Genomic DNA, 15,990 nt, shown 5'->3' with positions numbered 1-15,990 from the left:
GCACCGAGCCGGCGCGCGTGACGGTCAGGCAGCGTCGAGCTGCGACTGGGCGACAATCTTGACCACCCAGTCGGCAAAGACGCGCAGCCGGCTGCTCAGGTGCCGGTTCGGCGGATAGACGAGATAGATCGGCATGGGCTCGACTTCCCAATCCTCCAGCACCGGCCGCATGGCGCCGGTCTCGAGGTCCTCGCGCACCATGAAACGCGGCGCCTGAATGACGCCGAGGCCGGCTCGCGCCGCCGCGAGATAGGTGGTGGCTTCATTCGCCGCCACGGCATAGCGGCCGTTCACTTCAATCTCCTCGTTGCCGCGTTTGAAGTAGAACGGCAACTGCTGCCCGGTCTGCGGCCGGAAGTAGCCGACGACGTAGCAGTTCTTCGAGAGATCCGACGGATGCTGCGGGATCGCGTGGCGCGAGAGGTAATCGGGCGCTGCGCAGGCGACGAAGCTCATCTCGGTGATGCGGCGCGCGATCAGGGACTGGTCGGTGAGCGCGCCGACGCGAATGGCGCAATCGACATTCTCGGCCACGTAGTCCACCGTCCTGTCCGAGACCCCGAGGTCTATCTGGATATCGGGATAACGCTTGTGAAACTCCGGTAGCGCGGGGATCACGATCAGGTTGGCAATCGCGCTTGCCATCTCCACCCTGAGCCGTCCCTTCGGCAAGGTCTGGGCGCTCGAAAGACTGCCGTCGAGTTCGTCGAGGTCGGTCAAAAGGCGTGCAGCGCGTTCGTAATAGAGCGCGCCATCGGGCGTTACCAGCACCCGGCGGGTGGTGCGGTTCAGAAGTTTTGTGCGCAGATGCGCCTCCAATCCCTGGATGAGATTGGTCAATGTCGCCTTGGGCATATTCAGCGAAGCGGAAGCGCGGGTGAAATTTCCGGTTTCGACGACCCGGAGAAAGGCGCGCATGGCCGTGAGCTGGTCCATTTTCAAGAGCCGTAATTGTTCGAGAATACGAATAGTGTAATCAGATTGAAAAGACTATTCCAGACAGAAGACAATGCTATTCTCCTATCGTGGCGTGTTGTCGCCACATGTGGGTTTGGCTCGGGCCGAAGGCAAGAGAGATGGGCGAACAGTTCAAAGTGGAGACGATGCAGACGGGCCAAGGCTCGTGCACCGCACGCGTCTACCGCGGCGAGACCCTGCTCAATCCGCCGCCGATCGTACTGCACCTGCATGGCGGCTCCTTCGTCGGCGGAACGATCGCTGCCGGCGAGCGCGTTGCTGAGGCACTCGCGGCAGCCGGAGCGGTGGTGATATCTCCGGAATATTCCGCGGCCTGCCTCAATCCCTTTCCTGCGGCCCTCGATGTCGCCTATGCCATGCTGTCGTCGATGCGCGCGCGCTGCCCGCAGTTCGCACACAAGAAGTCGTCGCTGTTCGTGGCCGGCGAAGAGGCTGGCGGCAATGTCGCCGCCGGGGCCGCGCTGATGGCGCGAGACCAGTATCTGACCGATCTCAAGGGCCAGATCCTGCTGTCGCCGATGCTGGATCCGTGCCTGGCAACGGCATCGTTCCGTCAATACTGTCCCCAGTCCTCGGCGCAATCGATCGCCGACGGCTGGCAGCGCTATCTCGGCCAGAACGGTGGCTTCACCCACCCTTACGCCGCGCCGGCCCACTGTACGCGGCTCGCCGGCCTCGTGCCTTCGCTGATCGTGACCAGCGAAGAGTGTCCGATGCGCGACGAGGCTGAAGCCTATGCCGAGCGCCTGCGCAAGGCGGGCGTGGCGGTAGAATCCCACGTGCTGCCCGGACGCGCCGGATGGTTGCCGCAGAACGCAGGCACCGGCGAAAGCTGGTCGGCACAGCAGAAGGAAATTACCGGCATCTTCGCCCGCTTCTTCCAGAAGGCGGGGGCAAAGCCGGCGGAAATGACGGTGCGTTAGGCGGGGCCGCTCAGAGGCTCATTCCCCGATCTGGCATCGAACGCAAAGCGCCGGCTCCCAACCGGCAAGGAGAGAAAAGATGACATCGACAGTGACCCGCCGGGCCCTCTGGGGCGCCGGCCTGAGTATCCTTTTGTCTGTCGGCGGCGCCGCCGCCGTCATGTTCGGCCTGCCGCAGCATTTCGAGGCCGATGCCGCGACCGATGCGTCCGCCGCTCCTCCGCCGGCTGTGCCGGTCTCGGTGGCGCGGGCGCAGTCCAAGCGCATCACCACCTGGGAGGAATTCTCCGGACGCCTTGAAGCGATCGAGCGTGTCGAGGTGCGCCCGCGCGTCGGCGGCGCCATCCTGAAGGCCCACTTCCGCGAAGGCGCGCTGGTCAAGCAGGGCGACCTCCTGGTGACGATCGATCCCGAGCCCTATGCCGCCGCCGTCGAGCGGGCAAAGGCCCAGGTCGAGGCTGCCGAAGCGCGTGTTTCGCTCGCCAAGATCGAGCTCGAGCGCGGCCGCAAGCTGGTGACCACCAGCGCCGTGCCGCAGAGCAGCGTCGACCAGCGCGCCAGCGCCTATGACGAAGCTCAGGCGGAGGTGCGTTCGGCCAAGGCGGCGCTGCGCACGGCCGAACTCGATCTGCAATACACCGAGGTCCGTGCGCCGATCTCCGGCCGCGTCGGCCGGCTCGACGTCACCGCCGGCAACCTCGTTGCTGCCGGTTCCGCCTCGCCTGTGCTGACAACGCTCGTCTCGGTCGATCCGATCTATGCGAGCTTCAACGCCAGCGAAGAAGTGGTCACCACCGCTCTCGCCCGGCTCGCAGCATCGGCCGGCGGCAACGCGATCGAGCGCCTGCCGGTCCAGGTCGGCACCGCCACCGACGAGGGCACGCCGATCTTGGGCCATATCCAGCTCATCAACAACGAGGTGGATGCGGCAACCGGCACGATCCGGGTACGCGCGGCGCTTGAAAACGCCGACGGCAGGCTGATCCCCGGACAGTTCGTCCGCATCCGCATCGGCGAGCCGGACCCCGAGGAAAAGCTTGTGATCAGCGACCGTGCCATCGGCTCCGACCAGGACAAGAAATTCGTCTTCGTCGTCGGCACCGACAACAAGGTCGAGTATCGCCAGGTGAAGCTGGGGCCGAATTCCGACGGTCTGCGCATCGTCGAAAGCGGCCTGAAGTCCGGCGAGAACATCGTCGTCAACGGCCTGCAGCGGGTTCGCCCCGGCGTCGTCGTGGCGCCGCAGCAGGTCGAGGAAACGACCGCCTCTATCGCCAAGTAATCCCGGCGCCTCTTCGCCCGGTGTGAAGAGGCTCCAGCCAAGGCATCACTCTGCAGACATGGCCGCGCGGCGCGTTTTTTCGCCGCGCCCGCCGGAGGTCTGCCCGAACGCATCCCAAGGGGGATACCATGAACTTCTCACGCTTCTTCGTCGACCGCCCGGTCTTCGCGGGCGTATTATCGGTCCTGATCTTCGTGGCCGGCCTGATCGGCATGACCGGTCTGCCGATCTCCGAATATCCCGAAGTCGTCCCGCCGCAGATCGTCGTGCGCGCGCAGTATCCGGGCGCAAACCCGGCCGTCATCGCCGAAACGGTGGCGACACCGCTTGAAGAACAGATCAACGGCGTCGAAGACATGCTCTACATGCAGAGCCAGGCGACCGCCGATGGCCTCATGACGCTGACCGTCACCTTCGCGCTCGGCACCGATCCGGACCAGGCGCAGCAGCTCGTGCAAAACCGCGTCTCGCAGGCCGAGCCGCGGCTGCCCGAGGAGGTGCGCCGTCTCGGCGTCACCACCGTCAAGAGCTCGCCCGACCTGACCATGGTCGTGCACCTGCTTTCGCCCAACGGCCAGTACGACATCAACTATCTGCGCAACTACGGTGTGCTCAACGTCAAGGACCGGCTGGCCCGTATCGAAGGTGTCGGCCAGGTGCAGATCTTCGGCGGCGGCGACTATTCGATGCGCATCTGGATCGACCCGCAGAAGGCAGCCGAGCGCGGCCTTGCCGCAGGCGATATCGCCAACGCGGTGCGCGGCCAGAACGTCCAGGCGGCGGCCGGCGTCATCGGCGCCTCGCCTTCCGTCCCAGGTCTCGACCTGCAGCTTTCCGTCAACGCGCAGGGCCGTCTGCAGACGCCTGAGGATTTCGAGAACATCGTCGTCAAATCCGGTGCCCAGGGCGAAGTAACCCGCCTTGGCGACGTCGCCCGCGTCGAAATGGGCGCGTCTGAATATTCGTTGCGCTCCTTGCTCGACAACAAGCCGGCCGTCGGCATGGCGGTCTTCCAGGCACCTGGATCGAACGCGATCCAGATTTCGGACGACGTCCGCAAGGCCATGGCCGAGATGAAGCTCACCATGCCTGAAGGCGTCGACTACGGCATCGTCTACGACACGACACAGTTCGTGCGCGCCTCGATCGAATCCGTGGTCGACACGCTGCTCGAGGCGATCGCGCTGGTCGTGCTCGTCGTCATCATCTTCCTGCAGACCTGGCGCGCCTCGATCATCCCGCTCGTCGCCGTTCCGGTCTCGATCGTCGGCACTTTCGCCGTCATGTATGTCTTCGGCTTCTCGATCAACGCGCTCAGCCTCTTCGGCCTCGTGCTTGCGATCGGCATCGTCGTCGACGACGCGATCGTCGTGGTGGAAAACGTCGAACGCAACATCGAGCAGGGACTGTCGCCGGTCCAGGCGACCTACCGCGCCATGCAGGAAGTCTCGGGTCCGATCATCGCGATCGCGCTGGTGCTCGTCGCGGTGTTCGTGCCGCTCGCCTTCATCACCGGCCTCACCGGCCAGTTCTATCGCCAGTTCGCGCTGACGATCGCCATCTCGACCGTGATCTCGGCGCTCAACTCGCTGACGCTCTCCCCGGCGCTGGCTGCCCTTCTCTTGAAGGACCACCACGCGCCGAAGGACTGGTTGACGCGGGTGATGGACAGGCTTTTCGGCTGGTTCTTCCGCGGCTTCAACCGCTTCTTCGGCGCAAGCTCGGAGGCCTATGGCCGCGGTGTGGGTCGCATCCTGACGCGCAAGTCGCTGATCATGGTGGTCTATGTCGTGCTTCTCGGCGTCACCTTCACGCTGTTTCGCGCGGTCCCCGGCGGCTTCGTACCGGCGCAGGACAAGCAGTACCTGATCGGCTTTGCCCAGCTTCCGGACGCAGCCACGCTCGACCGCTCGGAAGACGTGATCAAGCGGATGAGCGAAATTGCGCTCAAGCACCCGGGCGTCGAAAACGCCATCGCCTTCCCGGGCCTGTCGATCAACGGCTTCACCAACTCGTCGAACTCCGGCATCGTCTTCGTCGCGCTCAAGCCCTTCGAGGAACGCAAGACGCCTGAACTGTCCGGCGGCGCGATCGCCATGCAGCTCAACCAGGAATTCGGCGTCATCCAGGATGCTTTCATCGCCATGTTCCCGCCGCCACCCGTCCAGGGTCTCGGAACGACCGGCGGCTTCAAGCTGCAGCTCGAGGACAAGAACGGCCTCGGTTACCAGGCGCTTGACGAGGCGACCAAGGCCTTCCTCGCCAAGGCCTACCAGGCACCGGAGCTGGCCGGTCTCTATTCGAGCTACCAGATCAACGTGCCGCAGCTCTATGCCGACCTTGACCGTGTGAAGGCACGCCAGCTCGGCGTGGCCGTCACCGACGTCTTCGAGACGCTGCAGATCTACCTCGGCTCGCTCTACGTCAACGACTTCAACGCCTTCGGCCGCACATACAGCGTGCGCGTCCAGGCGGATGCGAACTACCGCAGCCATGCCGACGACATCGGCAAGCTGAAGGTGCGTTCGCAATCCGGCGAGATGATCCCGCTGTCGGCGCTTCTCAAGGTCGAGCAAACGGTCGGCGCCGAACGGGCGATCCGCTACAACGGCTTCCTGTCGGCCGACATCAACGGCGGCCCGGCACCGGGTTTCTCGTCCGGCCAGGCGCAGGAAGCCATCGAACGCATCGCCGCTGAAACCCTGCCTCCGGGCATCGGCTACGAATGGACGGACCTGACCTACCAGCAGATCCTGGCTGGCAACTCCGGCATCCTGGTCTTCCCGCTGGCGCTGTTGCTCGTCTATCTCGTGCTTGCGGCCCAGTATGAGAGCCTGACGCTGCCGATCGCCATCATCCTGATCGTGCCGATGGGCATCATGGCGGCACTCGTCGGTGTCTGGCTGACCGGAGGCGACAACAACGTCTTCACCCAGATCGGTCTGATCGTCTTGGTCGGGCTATCGGCGAAGAATGCCATCCTCATCGTCGAGTTCGCCCGCGAACTGGAACTGTCGGGCAGCACGCCGGTCAAGGCGGCGATCGAAGCGAGCCGGCTGCGTCTGCGCCCGATCCTGATGACCTCGATGGCCTTCATCATGGGCGTGGTGCCGCTTGTCATGTCGACCGGCGCCGGTGCGGAAATGCGCTCGGCCATGGGTATCGCGGTCTTTGCCGGCATGATCGGCGTCACCGCCTTCGGCATCTTCATGACGCCGGTGTTCTACGTGCTGATCCGCAAACTCGCTGGCGAGCGGCCTCTGAAGCACGCGGGAGCCCATATCGAGGCGCCGCATCTCGCACCCGGAGAATAAGCCCTTCTCCATTCCCTTCGCGATCTTCAGGCGGGCCGGATCCTTCCGGCCCGTTGAAGCTGCGGCGCTGCGCCTCCGCCCAGGCGCGGCGCCGTTCTGCGTTCGACGTCACAGTTCCCGTCTCGCGTGCCCCATCCTGCGTGACAGTTCGCTGGCGATCGGATAAACCAGCAGCCTCCATTCCCAAGGCCCTTCGTGGCCATGCAGACGGCATAACGTTAGATGACCTCCACCGATCCGATCGCCAATCTCGCCACCCTCATTCGTTGCCCCTCGGTCACCCCGGCCGAAGGCGGCGCGCTTGCAGCCTTTGAAGCCATGCTGAAGCCGCTCGGCTTCGCGGTCGACCGCGTGATGGCCAAGGAGGCTGGCACGCCCGACATCGAGAACCTTTATGCGCGGCTTGGAACCGAAGGCCCGCATCTGATGTTTGCCGGGCATACGGATGTCGTTCCCGTCGGCGACGAGGCCGCCTGGAGCCACGGTCCGTTTTCGGCCGACATTGCCGGCGGCGAGATGTATGGCCGCGGCGCCGTCGACATGAAGGGTGGCATCGCCTGCTTCGTGGCGGCAATCGCCCGCCATGTCGAAAAGCATGGCGCCCCGAAGGGCTCGGTCTCCTTCCTCATCACCGGCGACGAAGAGGGACCGGCGATCAATGGCACCACCAAGCTCTTGCAATGGGCGGCCGACAAGGGCGAGCGCTGGGATGCGTGCCTGGTCGGCGAACCGACCAACCCGGAGAGCCTTGGCGACATGATCAAGATCGGCCGGCGCGGCTCGCTGTCCGGGCGCATCACCGTTCACGGCGTGCAGGGCCATGCGGCCTATCCTCATCTCGCCGACAGCCCGGTGCGCGGCATCCTGCAACTGACGCAGGCGCTGATGGACCCACCCTTCGACAACGGCACCGAGAGCTTCCAGCCCTCCAATCTCGAAGTGACGACGATCGATGTCGGCAACAGTGCCGTCAACGTCATTCCGGCCAAGGCGACTGCCGCCTTCAACATCCGCTTCAACGACACATGGACGGCCGAAAGCCTGATGGCCGAGATCATCGCCCGGCTCGACCGTGCCGCGGCAAGCGGTAGCCTGCGTCCGGACCGCGCCCCCGTTCGCTACGAAATCGTCTGGGCGGAGCGCCCGAGCCACGTGTTTCTCACACGCAACAACGCGCTGATCGATTCGCTCTCCGGCGCGGTCGAAGCCGTCACGGGGCGCCAGCCGAAGCTGTCGACGACCGGCGGAACCTCGGATGCGCGCTTCATCAAGGACTATTGCCCGGTGGTCGAGTTCGGCCTCGTCGGCCAGACGATGCACATGGTCGACGAACGGGTCGCCGTCGCCGACCTCGAGACCCTGACCAATATCTATGAAACCTTCATCGCCCGCTGGTTCGGCCATGCCGCTGCTTGATGAGGTGCTTGCCTATATCCGGGGGCTCTGGCTCCTGGCGCAGGGTAACGAAGAAGGCTTCCGCTGGCTCGATTTCAGCGAGAGTGGCCTCTGGCGCTCGTTCACGTCCATGCTCTGGTGCCTGCCGGCGATCGCCGTCACCTGGGCGTCCTGGCGGCTCTACTACCTCTCGGTCATGCCTGATGGCACCACGATCGGCATCGGCTTCATCTTCAAGCTGCTCGTCGTCGATCTCGTCAGCTGGCTCTTGCCGCTGGTGCTGATCGCCATTCTCTCGCGCCCACTCGGATTTGCCGGAGCGGTGGTACCGATCGTCGTTACCACAAACTGGCTCTCGGTTCCGCTCTCCTACGCCATGGCGGTGCCGGCGGCGATCCGTGTCGTCATTCCCGGGAGCCAGGGGCTGACGAGCTTCATCTGGTTGACGCTGCTCGTCATCAGCGTTGCGGTGCTCTTCCGGCTCTTGCGCATGGTGACCGGCAACCAGACGCTGCTTGCCTCGGCGCTGACGGCACTGTTCCTGTTGCCGTCGATGATGATCGGCGATCTCTTGCAGCGCTTCTTCGGTCTGATCCCGACAAGCTAGGACTTCAGGATCAGTAATCCACCTGAAGGAAATAAAGCCCATCGGGCGGCGCCACGGGGCCGCAGGCCTTGCGGTTGCGGGCCTCGAGCGCTGCCTGCAGATCATCCGGCGTCCACTTGCCTTCGCCCACCAGCTTCAGCGAGCCGGCGAAGGAGCGGATCTGGTTGTGCAGGAAGCTCTGCGCCGTTGCGCGGATCTCGATGACGCCGGCGACAAGCGCGACGTCCAGCCGATCGAGCGTGCGCACCGGGCTCGCCGCCTGGCAATGGGCGGAGCGGAAGGTGGTGAAGTCATGATGGCCGACGAGGCGCTGGGCGCCTGCATGCATGGCTTCATGGTCGAGCGGCTTCGGCACCCACCAGGCGCGCCGGGCTTCAAGCGCCAGCGGCGCGGGCCGCGAGATAATGCGGTAGAGATAGTGGCGGCGCAGCGCCGAGAAGCGCGCGTCGAATTCCTCGGACACTTCCTCGGCCTCGAGGATCGCCACCCGCTCGCCCGCAAGCCCCAGATGGGCATTTAGCGCGTTGCGCAGCGTGTAGGGCTTCCACGGACGCGTGAGATCCGCATGCATCACCTGGCCACTGGCGTGCACACCGGAATCGGTGCGGCCGGCGCCGCGGATCGACACGGTCTCTCCGGTCAGCGACAGGATCGCCTTTTCGATCGCCCCTTGCACGGACTCGCCGTTGTCCTGCCGCTGCCAGCCGACATAGTCCGAGCCGTCATATTCGACGGTCAGCTTGAACCGCGGCATCAGCCGACCCTCGTGCCGGGCACAACCGGCGTTCCGCGCAGGAAGTCGGCCGCACCCAACGCCTTGCCGCCGGCGCGCTGCAGGCGGGTGAGCCGAACGGCGCCCTCGGCGCAGGCAATCGTCAGATTATCGTCGAGCACCGTGCCGGCCTCGGCCTCGCCGGAAGCGGGCTCCGAGTTCAGAACCTTGATGCGCTCCGGCCTGCCGGCGATCTCAAGTTCGAACCAGGCGCCCGGAAATGGCGACAGGCCGCGGATATGGTCGTGGACCTCGCGGGCGGGACGGGCGAAATCGATGCGGGTTTCCGTTTTGCTGATCTTCTGGGCGTAGACGACGCCGTCCTCGGCCTGGACCGTCAGCGGCAGATCGTCGGCCTCGAGTTTTGCCATCGCTTCCCGCATCAGACTGGCGCCGACCTGCATCAGTCGGTCGTGTAGCTCGCCACCTGTCATCGTCTCGCCGATCTGGACCGTCTTGGTGAGGGCGACCGGGCCGGTATCGAGCCCCTTTTCCATCTTCATCACCATCATGCCGGTCTCATGATCGCCGGCCATGATCGCGCGCTGGATTGGGGCTGCACCGCGCCAGCGCGGCAGCAGCGAGGCGTGGCCGTTGTAGCAGCCGAGCTTGGTGCCGGTGAGGATGGCCTCAGGCAGAAGCAGGCCATAGGCGACGACGACGGCGACGTCGGCGTCGAAATCACGGAAGGTCTGGCGGTCCGCCTCGTCCTTGAAGTTGACTGGCGTCAGCACCGGAATGCCCAGAAGCTCGGCCGCCTGGTGCACCGGCGATTTCTGCAGATCGAGCCCGCGGCGGCCACCCGGCCGCGGTGGCTGGGTGTAGACGGCGACGATCTGATGACCGGCCTCGGCAAGTGCCGCCAGTGTCGGCACCGAAAATTCCGGTGTGCCCATGAAGATGATGCGAAGCGACAAGGCGGTAACTCCGTCCTTTCAGATCACTTCATGCGGGGAAACGGCGAAATGATCTCATTCTCTAAAAACAGGACAATTCCAGGAAAGCCGTTTCACGCTCTTCCTGGAATATTCAATGGGTTCCCGCCTTCAAAATTTCGCGTGATCTTCCGCGATCGAAGGCTCAGATCGCCTTTGCGCCGCGCGTCTTGGCAGCCTTGGTGAACTTGCGGATCACCATGTCGCGCTTGAGCTTGGAGATGTGGTCGATGAACAACACGCCGTTCAGGTGGTCGATCTCGTGCTGCAGGCAGGTGGCGAGCAGGCCTTCGGCCTCGATCGTCTGTTCCTTGCCGTCGCGGTCGAGGTGCTTGACGGTGATGACGGCGGGGCGCTCGACCTCGGCGTAGTAGTCCGGAATCGACAGGCAGCCTTCCTCGTAAACCGAATAGGTGTCGGACGAAGCGACGATCTCGGGGTTGATGAAGACAAGCGGCGTCTTCTCGTCGCCCTCTTTCGAAACGTCGAGCACCAGCATGCGCCTGGCGACGCCGACCTGGATCGCGGCAAGGCCGATGCCGGGGGCATCGTACATGGTTTCGAGCATGTCATCGGCCAGACGGCGGACGTCCGCGTCGACGGCTTCGATCGGCGTTGAAACCTGGCGAAGCACAGGATCGGGAAGGATGATAAGCGGCTTGATGGTCATGATGCTCCCATAGCCGATCTTTCCATCGACGCGCAAGGAAATTGCCTTGCCACCTGCGGCACCCGCTCGTCCCTCGTCGGGCGTTAACCGCCGCGCACATATGTTCTTGTTTTGATCTACACTTCGCGAGAGAATCTGTTAGGTTTGGCGCATGGAACCCGCGCCCCTTCCCTTCGCCCAACCGTTGTTTTTCATCGGCACCCTGCCGATTACCCTGGGCCATCTGGCGATTGCCGCCGGCCTTGTGCTGGCTGTTGCCGGCCTGATGGCGCTCTCGCGCCGGCGCAATCCCCGCGACGACGAGCGGCAGGAACAGATGGCAATGCTGCTGGCAGCACAGACGGAGATGCAAGGGCGGGTCGCGGCCATGGCCGAGGTGTTCGGCGCCCGGCAGGCGGAGCTCAACCAGACACTCAGCCAGCGCATCGACGGCATGACCCATCGCATCGGCGCCTCGATCAGCGAGCAGACCAAGGCGACACACGAGAACCTGCGCAGGCTGCAGGAGCGCCTCGCGGTCATCGACACGGCCCAGAACAACATCCAGTCTCTCGCCAAGGACATGGCCGGACTTCAGGCGATTCTATCGAACAAGCAGACGCGCGGCGCCTTCGGCCAGTCGCGCATGGAAGCGATTATCGCCGACGGGCTGCCGATGGGTGCCTTCGAATTCCAGGCGACGCTGTCGAACGGGGTGCGGCCCGACTGCACCATCCGCATGCCAAACGGCCAGCCGCCGCTGGTCATCGACGCCAAATTTCCGCTCGAAGCCTGGAACGCGATGCGGGATGCTCCGACCCCGGAGCGGCGCCAGCAGATCGCCCAACTCTTTCGCCGCGACATGGAAACGCACGTGCGCGACATCGCCGGCAAGTATCTGATCCCGGGCGAGACGCAGGACACCGCCTTCCTCTTCGTACCCTCGGAATCGATCTTTGCGGAGATCCACGAGCATTTCGAAGCGATCGTGCAAAAGGCGCATCGCCAGCGGATCGTCATCGTCTCGCCCTCCCTGCTGCTGTTGTCGATCCAGGTGATCCAGGCAATCCTCAAGGATGCGCGCATGCGCGAGCAGGCGCACCTGATCCAGGGCGAAGTCGCGCGGCTGATGGAGGATCTCGGCCGTCTCGACGAGCGCGTGCGCAAGCTGCAGGGCCATTTCGCCATGAGCCAGAAGGATGTCGAGGACATCCTCGTTTCCTCCAGCAAGCTCACCCGCCGCGGGGCCAAGATCGAGGCCCTAGAGCTGCAAGCGGAAGGCGGCACACGGGACGCGGACGAACCACGTGCCGCGGTCGACAATCGGGTCGGGCAATTGCGCCTGCGGGTGGTTGACGAGGACTGAGGCTGTCGGGCACTCTCCGGCCCAATTCGCAAAGCCGACAGGATAGTTTCACATGATTACTGTTTTTGGGTCCATCAACATGGATCTGATCGCCACCACCGCACGCCTTCCGAAGCCCGGCGAAACCGTCGCCGGCACCAGCTTCTCGACCGCCGCCGGCGGTAAGGGCGCAAACCAGGCGCTGGCCGCACGGCGTGCCGGCGCGACGGTGCAGATGGCAGGCGCGGTAGGAAAGGACAGCTTTGCTGACGGCGCGCTCGAGCTGTTGAAGGGTGCGGGCACCGACCTGTCGTTGACCAAGACGGTCAGCGAGCCGACCGGCACCGCCCATATCCTCGTCGGCGGTGACGGCGAAAATGTCATCGTCGTCGTCGCCAGCGCCAATGCGACGGTCGATGAAGCCGATGCGGTGAAGGCCGTCGACGGCATGAAGCCCAGCGATACCTTGATGCTGCAGCTCGAAATTCCGGCCGCTTCGGTCGAGAAGGCGCTCACCGCCGCCAAACAGAAGGGCGTGCGTTCGGTCATCAACATCGCGCCGCTGACACCGGACGCAGCCCGCCTCGGCCGCATGGCCGATATCGTCATTGCCAACGAAACCGAATTCGAGCTGCTGGCCGGCAAGAGCGGTATCGGGAGCACTGCGCGCGAAGAAGCGATGAAGGCGCTGCACGCGGAGACCGGCCAGACGGTCATCGTCACGCTTGGCGCCGAAGGCGTGGTGGCCGTACATGAGGGCGAGATCCAGCGCGCCAAGGGCCTGAAGATCGAGCCGGTCGATACCGTCGGCGCCGGCGACACCTTCTGCGGTTATCTCGCAGCCAGCCTCGATGCCGGCATCGCCTTCCCCGACGCTCTGCGCCGCGCAGCAGTCGCCGGCTCTCTCGCCTGCCTGAAGAGCGGCGCCCAGCCCTCGATCCCGCTCGCTGCGGACGTGGCGTCGCGTCTCTAAATCCTGCGCGAAAAAGCACGCACTTGAGACGGGCGAAGTCGCCCGTCTCATTTTTCCCAGGCCCTGGCCCGCATAGATTTCACCCTCCCGACGGCCGCTTGCGCAATCCGGACAGCCGATGTCGCGGACATAAAACTTTGCGTGCAATTTTATGCAAGCGATGCGTAAAACAGCGTCCGTGTTGGCCCTATCTTAAGAATCTCCAGTCTATTCAGGACCGTGAGAAAACCGGCCAAAGCGCCTGGTCGTCTCCAACATGCCGGTCGGCATCTGACGCTCCATGATGGAGTTCACCCCCATTGCGAAATGCGTCCACCGCAGGTGAAAACCTGCGAACCTCCCAGCACGTGAGGATTTCATGTTCAAGTTCCAAGCCAAATCGCTGGCGACCAAACTGATCGCGGTGACAGGCGGCACGATCGCACTTGTCCTGCTTGCCTCGAATTTCGTTCTCATATCCCAGACCCAGGACCGCGTCGAAACGCTGGTCCTCGAACAGGCAGGCGGCGAAGCCCGCGCGATTGCCTCCGACATTGCCGGCGACATCGGCGAGCTTGCAAGTGCTGCCCGCTCGATGGCGGGCATCCTCGGCCGCGCACATGCCGAAAAGTCGCTGGAGCGCACCGGGGTGATCAACATCCTCAGGGCAAACCTCGAGCAGAACCCGTTCGCCTTCGGCAGCTGGTTCGCGGAAGAACCCAAGGCTTTCGATGGTCGCCAGGAAGACCTCGTCAACAACAAGGAACTGGGCGGTAACGACAAGGGCATCTTCACGCCCTACTGGTCGAAGAGCCGCACCAACGAAATCCAGTACTCCACTTTCGGCGCTGACTATGCGGCCGAGTGGTACAAACTCGCTGCAAAAAGCGGCAAGGGTGCAATCACCCAGCCCTACACCGCGCAGGACACCGACGTTCCGACCGCGATGAGTTCGATCGCCTACCCGGTCATGTCCGGCGGCAAGCTTCTCGGCGTCACCGGCGTCGACATTTCGCTCGCCTCGCTCGGCGATGGCCTCTCGAAGCTGAAGCCCTTCGACACCGGCCGCGTCTACCTGCTGTCGCAGACCGGCAAATGGCTGGTCGCGCCGATCCCGGACCTTCTGCTCAAGGAGTATGACGGCGAAGGCAACGAGGTCGTCAAGAACGCGCTCGCCTCCGGCAAGCCGGGCATCATCTCCAACCTCTCCTATGACGGCAACGAGCCCTTCGACCGTCTCGTCTATCCGTTCACTCTCTCGGGCGTGAACACCAGCTGGGTCGTGCTCGTCGACGTGCCGCGTACCGCGATCAATGCGCCGGTCAAGGATCAGACCTACATGATGATCGTCGGCGGCCTCGTCGTGCTCGGCGCTGTGCTGCTCGGTCTCTATCTCGCGGTTCGTGGTTTCGTGCAGAAGCCGCTGGCAAGCCTCGTCAAGGACGTGAACGACCTCAGCCACGGTGACTACACCAAGGCGATCGCCGGCCAGGATCGTTCCGACGAAACCGGTGAAGTCGCCAAGGCGCTCGAAGGCTTCCGCCATCAGCTTGCCGACACCAAGCGCCTCGAAGGCGAAGCCCGCCATGAGCGCGAACAGGCCGAGCGCGAACGCGGCCGCTCGGAAACCGAGCGTGCAGAATCGAGCGCGCTTCAGCGCGACATCGTCGCCCGCCTCGGCAAGGGTCTCTCGCATCTGTCGTCCGGCGATCTCGCATTCCGCATCACCGACGATTTCCCGGGCGAATATGCGCAGCTCAAGCGCGACTTCAACGCGGCGATGGAAAGCCTCGAAGAGACGATCCGCACCGTCAACCATTCGGTCGTCAACATCGGCAACGGCACCAGCGAAATCAGCAGCGCCGCCAACGACCTGTCGCACCGGACCGAACAGCAGGCTGCAAGCCTGGAAGAGACAGCAGCGGCTCTTGACGAGCTGACCTCGCAGGTCAACGCCAGCGCCGAAAACGCCAAGGTCGCCGCCAAATCGGTGGACGTGGCCAGCAGCGATGCCGGACAGTCGGGCGAAGTGGTGCAGAAGGCGATTGCCGCGATGAAGGGCATCGAGCAGTCCTCGCACGAAGTCAGCCGCATCATCGGCGTCATCGACGAAATCGCCTTCCAGACCAACCTTCTGGCGCTGAACGCCGGTGTCGAAGCAGCGCGTGCAGGTGAGGCCGGCAAGGGTTTTGCCGTCGTCGCCCAGGAAGTGCGCGAACTCGCCCAGCGCTCTGCCAATGCCGCCAAGGAGATCAAGACATTGATCAACACCTCGGCCGGCCAGGTGCGCGAAGGTGTTGATCTCGTCGGCAAGGCCGGTGGCGCGCTCGAAAAGATCGCCGAGCAGGTCGTGCAGATCAACGGCCTCATCCGCCAGATCTCCAGCTCCGCTTCGGAACAGGCCGTCGGCCTGAAGGAGATCAACTCCGCCGTCAACCAGATGGACCAGGTAACCCAGCAGAACGCCGCCATGGTCGAGGAAACGACCGCGGCCGGCATGGCGCTCAACGAAGAAGCCCGAACGCTCAACACGCTCGTGGCCCGCTTCCGGGTCGCGCAGGCGACCGCATCGGCCCAACCGTCCCCGGCGGCTATGCTGCGTGGCACGGCCGAGCGCATGCGCGCGGCCGAACGCCCCGCTCCGGTCCCGGCCCCCGCCCGCGAGGCGCGGCCCGCTCCGGCGGCGAACCCAGCGCGAAGCAACTACTCGGCTTCGACGCAGCGGGTGCTGACCCAGACCTCCGGCGCCAACGCGCTTGCCCAGGACAACTGGGAAGAGTTCTGATCAACGGAACGAGAAAAGAAAACGGCGCCTCTCGGGGCGCCGTTTTTGTTTGG

12 protein-coding genes are annotated in these 15,990 nt (G+C 64.4%); 8 read left to right on the top strand and 4 right to left on the bottom strand.

Annotated features, from left to right (window positions below):
* Positions 1-24: 24 nt before the first annotated feature.
* Entirely contained in the window at positions 25-936 is a 912-nt protein-coding gene (locus IB262_RS09125) for a LysR family transcriptional regulator (RefSeq protein ID WP_034797362.1), read from the bottom strand.
* Positions 937-1,076: 140 nt separating this feature from the next.
* On the opposite strand from IB262_RS09125, the gene IB262_RS09120 reads away from it, so the two are divergent.
* From IB262_RS09120 to IB262_RS09100, 5 genes are all read left to right on the top strand, one after another.
* A complete protein-coding gene (locus IB262_RS09120) occupies positions 1,077-1,901 on the top strand; it encodes an alpha/beta hydrolase fold domain-containing protein (protein ID WP_034797364.1) in 825 nt (274 codons plus the stop codon).
* Between the two features lie 79 nt (positions 1,902-1,980).
* Positions 1,981-3,183, top strand: a complete 1,203-nt coding sequence (locus tag IB262_RS09115) for an efflux RND transporter periplasmic adaptor subunit (protein WP_192493517.1) — start codon at positions 1,981-1,983, stop codon at positions 3,181-3,183.
* Positions 3,184-3,311: 128 nt separating this feature from the next.
* The gene (locus IB262_RS09110) at positions 3,312-6,497 is read left to right on the top strand and encodes an efflux RND transporter permease subunit (protein ID WP_060519801.1); all 3,186 of its coding nucleotides are present in this window, start codon (positions 3,312-3,314) and stop codon (positions 6,495-6,497) included.
* Between the two features lie 222 nt (positions 6,498-6,719).
* Positions 6,720-7,913 carry a succinyl-diaminopimelate desuccinylase gene (gene dapE, locus IB262_RS09105; protein WP_112974824.1) on the top strand — a complete coding sequence of 398 codons (1,194 nt, stop codon included), beginning with the start codon at positions 6,720-6,722 and terminating at the stop codon, positions 7,911-7,913.
* Positions 7,900-8,499, top strand: a complete 600-nt coding sequence (locus IB262_RS09100; RefSeq protein ID WP_034797371.1) for a hypothetical protein — start codon at positions 7,900-7,902, stop codon at positions 8,497-8,499. The genes dapE and IB262_RS09100 overlap by 14 nt, the downstream gene beginning before the upstream one ends.
* A gap of 10 nt (positions 8,500-8,509) precedes the next feature.
* Here IB262_RS09100 and truA read toward each other — a convergent pair whose 3' ends face one another.
* From truA to def, 3 genes are all read right to left on the bottom strand, one after another.
* Positions 8,510-9,253 carry a tRNA pseudouridine(38-40) synthase TruA gene (gene truA, locus IB262_RS09095; protein ID WP_034797373.1) on the bottom strand — a complete coding sequence of 248 codons (744 nt, stop codon included), beginning with the start codon at positions 9,251-9,253 and terminating at the stop codon, positions 8,510-8,512.
* The gene (gene fmt, locus IB262_RS09090; protein WP_112974823.1) at positions 9,253-10,188 is read right to left on the bottom strand and encodes a methionyl-tRNA formyltransferase; all 936 of its coding nucleotides are present in this window, start codon (positions 10,186-10,188) and stop codon (positions 9,253-9,255) included. The genes truA and fmt overlap by 1 nt, the downstream gene beginning before the upstream one ends.
* Before the next feature lie 163 nt (positions 10,189-10,351).
* On the bottom strand, positions 10,352-10,876 hold the full coding sequence (gene def / locus IB262_RS09085) for a peptide deformylase (RefSeq protein ID WP_112974866.1): 525 nt from the start codon (positions 10,874-10,876) through the stop codon (positions 10,352-10,354).
* 151 nt (positions 10,877-11,027) lie between these two features.
* Between def and IB262_RS09080 the strand changes: the two genes are divergently transcribed.
* The 3 genes from IB262_RS09080 (at position 11,028) to IB262_RS09070 (ending at position 15,937) form a co-directional block, all read left to right on the top strand.
* A complete protein-coding gene (locus IB262_RS09080; protein ID WP_060519794.1) occupies positions 11,028-12,221 on the top strand; it encodes a DNA recombination protein RmuC in 1,194 nt (397 codons plus the stop codon).
* A 52-nt stretch (positions 12,222-12,273) separates the two neighbouring features.
* Positions 12,274-13,173, top strand: a complete 900-nt coding sequence (locus tag IB262_RS09075) for a ribokinase (RefSeq protein ID WP_112974822.1) — start codon at positions 12,274-12,276, stop codon at positions 13,171-13,173.
* A 358-nt stretch (positions 13,174-13,531) separates the two neighbouring features.
* Entirely contained in the window at positions 13,532-15,937 is a 2,406-nt protein-coding gene (locus tag IB262_RS09070) for a methyl-accepting chemotaxis protein (RefSeq protein WP_112974821.1), read from the top strand.
* Positions 15,938-15,990 lie beyond the last annotated feature (53 nt).

The organism is Ensifer sp. ENS02 (assembly GCF_014851885.1).
Classification (GTDB): Bacteria; Pseudomonadota; Alphaproteobacteria; order Rhizobiales; family Rhizobiaceae; genus Ensifer; species Ensifer adhaerens.
This window is presented reverse-complemented; position numbering and strand designations above follow the sequence as displayed.